This window comes from Streptomyces sp. NPDC015144 (genome assembly GCF_043079735.1).
Taxonomy (GTDB): Bacteria; Actinomycetota; Actinomycetes; order Streptomycetales; family Streptomycetaceae; genus Streptomyces.
The window spans coordinates 1-5119 of the sequence record NZ_JBIBUU010000048.1 but is presented as its reverse complement, the minus strand read 5'-3'; the positions used below and the strand labels follow the sequence as shown (position 1 = coordinate 5119).

The 5119-nt window shown below is 72.6% G+C and carries 1 protein-coding gene; it reads right to left on the bottom strand.

Features of this window, described 5'->3' with window-relative positions:
* Positions 1-5042 (bottom strand): acyltransferase domain-containing protein (locus ACF08W_RS34955; RefSeq protein ID WP_392281763.1); only part of this gene is annotated, 5042 nt, incomplete at its 3' end.
* Between the last annotated feature and the right edge of the window lie 77 nt (positions 5043-5119).

Genomic DNA, 5119 nt, shown 5'->3' with positions numbered 1-5119 from the left:
AACGCCGACACAACCGCCCCCGCCGACCCCTCACTCCCATCCACATCGACCAACACAAACCGACCCGGATACTCCGACTGCACAGCACGCAACAAACCCCACACCGCCGCTGCGGCCAGGTCGGTGACGTCCTCGCCGGGACGGGTGGCCATCGCGTGGTGGGTGACGACGACCAGTCGTGCCGCACCGGTCCGCTCGTCCGCCAGCCATGCCTGCACGGTGGCCAGCACCTCTTCGAGGACTGCCTGCGGCCGCGCCTCCGGGGCGGTGTGCGGGCAGGGCAGCAGCACCGTGCGCGGGGATGCGCCCTCCGTGTCCGCGGTGCCGAGGGTGTCCAGCAGGGCCGGCAGATCCGGGTGTACGGGGGCGCCGAGCGCGTCCGGTACGACGAGAGTCCCGCCGAGCGAGCCGAGGACGAACACAGCCGGTGAGTCTCCAGCCGCTTCCGGCTCGGTGAGCGGTGCGTCGAGCGGCGTCCAGTCCACGCGGTGGAGATCGCGATCCACCGCAGCGCGACCGGCCTCGGCCAGTTGTCCGGCGGCAACCGGGCGCAGGACCAACGATTCGACCGTGGCCACAGGGGCTCCGGCGGTGTCGGCGGCCAGTATGCGCACGCCGTCCCGGCCGACCGGAGAGAACCTCACCCGCAGGCTGCGCGCACCGGTCGCCAGCAGCCGCACGCCGTCCCAGGCGAAGGGCAGCAGGGGGCCCGACGCCTCTGTGTCCGACCGCGCGCCGTCCTCCCGCACCACGATGGCGTGCAGGGCCGCGTCCAGCAGCGCGGGGTGAATCCCGAACCGCTCGGCGGAGTCCTGCTGGTCATCGGCGAGCCGCACCTCGGCGAAGACCTCGTCCCCGCTGCGCCACATTCCGGTGAGGCCCTGGAAGGCCGGGCCGTATTCGTAGCCCTGGGCGGCGAGCTGCGGGTAGCGGTCGTCCAGGGCGACGGCCTGCGCGCCCTCGGGCGGCCAGGTCGCCAGATGGCCGGGGGCCTGCGCGGTCTCCGCCGCAGGTGTCCCGTCGGTCGCCGCGCCGGACACCAGGGCGGCCGTCGCGTGTCGCGTCCAGCGGTGCTCGTCCTCGCCGCCCGGGGTGGCGGCCATCGGCCGGGCGTAGACCCGGAGTCCGCGTCGGCCGTTCTCGTCCGGTCCGTCCACCACGAGTTGCAGCTGGATGTCGCCCTGCTCCGGCAGGACGAGCGGCGCCTCCAGCGTGAGGTCGTCCACCCGGTCGCTGCCGCACTCGTCCGCGGCGCGCAGCGCCATCTCGACGAATGCCGTGCCCGGAAGCAGCACGGTGCCGAGGACCGCGTGATCGGCGAGCCAGGGGTGGCTGCGCAGGGAGAGCCTGCCGGTGAGCAGGAGTCCGCCGTCGTCGGCGCCGTCGGCGAGTGCGACCAGTGCGCTGAGCAGGGGGTGGTCGGCGGCGCCGAGCCCGGCGCCGGACACATCGCCGGTGGGGGCGGGGGTGCGCAGCCAATAGCGGTCGCGCTGGAAAGCGTAGGTGGGCAGGTCCACGGGCTCGGCCGGGCCCGCCGTACCGGGAATCCGTGTCCAGTCCACCGGCACACCCGCGGTGTGGGCGGTGGCGACGCTCGTCAGGAAGCGCCGCCAGTTCCCCTCGTCGCGACGCAGGGAGCCGACGACCAGGGCCGCCGGAGGGCCGTCGGTCTCGCCGTTCTGTGCCGCGCCGGACCCGAGGGCGTCGTCGACCGTCTCCTGAATGCCCATGACGAGCACCGGGTGCGGGCTCGACTCGATGAAGGTGGTGTAGCCGTCGGCGGTGAGGGCCCGGACCGCCTTCTCCAGCTGGACCGTGTTGCGGAGGTTCCGGTACCAGTAGTCGGCGTCGAGTACCGCCGTGTCGATCGGCTCTCCTTCGAGGGTCGAGTAGAACGCGATGGACGAGGAGCGCGGTTCGAGCCCGTCGAGCGTCTCCAGGAGTTCCTCGCGGATCTCTTCCACATGGGCCGAGTGCGAGGCGTAGTCCACCGCGATGGTGCGCGCTCGCAGACCCTCGTCGCGGCAGGCCTGCACCAGTTCCGCGAGCGCCGCCGGGTCCCCGGACACCACTGTCGCCATCGGGCCGTTGACCGCGGCCACCGACAGCCGGTCGCCCCATCGTGTGAGCCGTTCGGCCACATCGGCCTGCGGCAGCGGGATGGAGCCCATCCCTCCCTTGCCCGCCAGCGCACCGATGGCCCGGCTCCGCAGCGCCACCACCTTGGCGGCGTCGTCGAGGCTCAGTGCCCCGGCGACGCAGGCGGCCGCGATCTCTCCCTGCGAGTGGCCGACGACCGCCGCCGGCCGTACGCCGACCGACTGCCAGACGGCGGCCAGCGACACCATCACCGCGAACAGCGCCGGCTGGACCACGTCCACCCGGTCGAGGCCGGGCGCGCCGGACGACCCGCGCAGGACCTCGGTCAACGACCAGTCCACGTAAGGGGAGAGCGCCTGCTCACAGGCTTCGATGCGCTCCCGGAACACCGCGTTGGTGTCCAGCAGTTCCACGGCCATCCCGTCCCACTGCGACCCCTGTCCGGGGAAGACGAAGACGGTCCTGCCGGGGGCGGATGCCTGTCCCTGGACACCGGCCGCGGACTCCGCGGCGGCGAGCTCACCGAGCCCTTCGAGGAGGACGGCGCGGTCCGAGCCGATGACGACGGCGCGGTGGTCGAAGGAAGCGCGGGTGGTGGCGAGCGCGTGGGCCACATCGGCCGGGCGGAGTTCCGGGGCGGCTTCCAGGTGCTCCTTGAGGCGCTGTGCCTGGGCGCGCAACGCGGAACGGCTCCTGGCCGAAAGGAGCCAGGGGAGAGGACTGCCGTCAGAAGCCGCATCGGCGGCGGGCGGCTGGGCGGGGTCCTCCTCGGTGTCCGGCGCGGAGGCCGGTTCGAGAGCCTGTTCGGTCTCCGGCGGAAGGGCCGGTGCGGAAGCCTGCTCGGCCGAGTCGGCGGGCGCCTGTTCCAGAATGACGTGCGCGTTGGTCCCGCTGATACCGAAGGAGGACACCGCGGCCCTCCGCGGCCGGCCCGGGGCGCCTTCCGGCCACGCCACCGCCTCCGTCAGCAGTTCGACCGCGCCCGCCGACCAGTCGACGTGCGGCGACGGCTCGTCGACGTGCAGCGTCCTGGGCAGGACTCCGTGCCGCATCGCCATCACCATCTTGATGACGCCGCCGATCCCCGCCGCCGCCTGGGCGTGTCCGATGTTGGACTTCAACGAACCGAGGAGCAGAGGGTGTTCGCCGTCCCGCTGCTGTCCGTACGTGGCGAGCAGTGCCTGCGCCTCGATCGGGTCGCCCAGTCGCGTGCCCGTTCCGTGCGCCTCCACCGCGTCCACGTCCGACGACGTCAGCCGGGCGTTGGCCAGGGCCTGCCGGATCACCCGCTCCTGCGACGGCCCGTTGGGCGCGGTCAGGCCGTTGCTCGCGCCGTCCTGGTTGATCGCGCTGCCCCGCACCACGCCGAGTACCCGATGGCCGTTGCGCCGCGCGTCCGACAGACGCTCAAGGGCAACCATGCCCACGCCCTCCGCCCACGCCGTACCGTCGGCGCCGACCGCGAACGCCTTGGCCCGGCCGTCGGCCGCCAGCCCCCGCTGCCTGCTGAACTCGACGAACATCCCGGGCGTCGCCATGACGGCGGCACCACCGGCGAGGGCTATGCCGCACTCGCCCTGGCGCAGTGCCTGTGCCGCGAGGTGGAGTGCTACCAGGGACGATGAGCAGGCGGTGTCGACCGTCACCGCGGGTCCCTCCAGGCCGAGGGTGTAGGAGATGCGGCCGGAGGCGACGCTCGCGGTGCTGCCGGTGAGCAGGTACCCCTCGTATCCCTCGGCGGTTTCGTGCAGCCGCGGCCCGTAGTCCTGGGACATCGCCCCGACGAAGACGCCCGCGGCGACTCCGCGCAGCGCGGAGGGGTCGATTCCGGAGCGTTCCAGGGCCTCCCAGGAGGTCTCCAGCAGCAGCCGCTGCTGGGGGTCCATGGCCGCCGCCTCGCGCGGCGATATCCCGAAGAACGCGGGGTCGAACTCGTCGGCCCGGTGCAGGAATCCGCCGTGCCGCGCATAGGTCTTGCCCGGACGTCCCGGTACCGGATCGTAGAGGTCGTCGATGTCCCAGCCACGGTTGTCGGGAAGCTCGGAGATCGCGTCCTGCCCGTCGGCGACGAGGCGCCACAGCCCCTCGGGAGAGTCCACTCCTCCGGGATAGCGGCACGCCATGCCGATGATCGCTATGAGGTCGTCCGAGGTGTTCGGTGCGCGGTCGGCCGGCTGCTGTTCGGCGGGCTCGCCGCTGCCGAGCAGCTCGCGGCGCATGTACCGGGCGAGTGCGCCGGGGCTCGGGTGGTCGTAGATGAGCGTGGCGGAGAGTCGCAGCCCGGAGGTCGCGTTGACGCGGTTGGTGAACTCGACGGCGCTCAGCGAGTCGAAGCCCAGCTCCTTGAACGACTGCTCCGCGTCGACGGTGCTCGACACATGCCCGAGAACGATGGCCACGTTCGTGCGCACCAACTCCAGCAGGAGCCGCTCCTGCTCGGCTTCGCTCTCCCCCGCGAGCCGTTGGGCGAGCGCTTCCGCGGCGGACGGCGTGTGCTCATCGACGTCGTTCCCACCCTCGGCCGTGGCGACCGGGGCCGCGGCCGAGGGGAGGGGGAGCGGTGCGGGGGTGTGGGCCGTGTCGAGCCAGTAGCGGCGGCGTTGGAAGGCGTAGGTGGGCAGGTCGACGGTACGGCGGTCGGCCACGGGGCCGAAGACCGCGTTCCAGTCGGGATCAAGTCCGGTATGGACGTGCAGCCCGCCCAGTGCCGAGACCACCGCATGCGCCTCGGGACGGTCCTTGCGCAGGGACGGCACGAACACCGCGTCCTCGCCTTCGGTTCCCTCCTGGGTGAGGGCGGTGAGCGTGGCGTCCGGGCCCAGCTCGACGAACGTCCCCACCCCCTCACCCTCAAGGGTGCGTACCGCGTGATGGAAGAGGACCGCGTTGCGGGCATGGGCCGCCCAGTAGTCCACCGAGGACAGCTCCTCGAACGAAGCCACCCCACCCGTCAACGTCGACACCACAGGAATACGGGGCCGCGAGAACTCCAGCCCACCCGCGACCGCACGGAAATCGT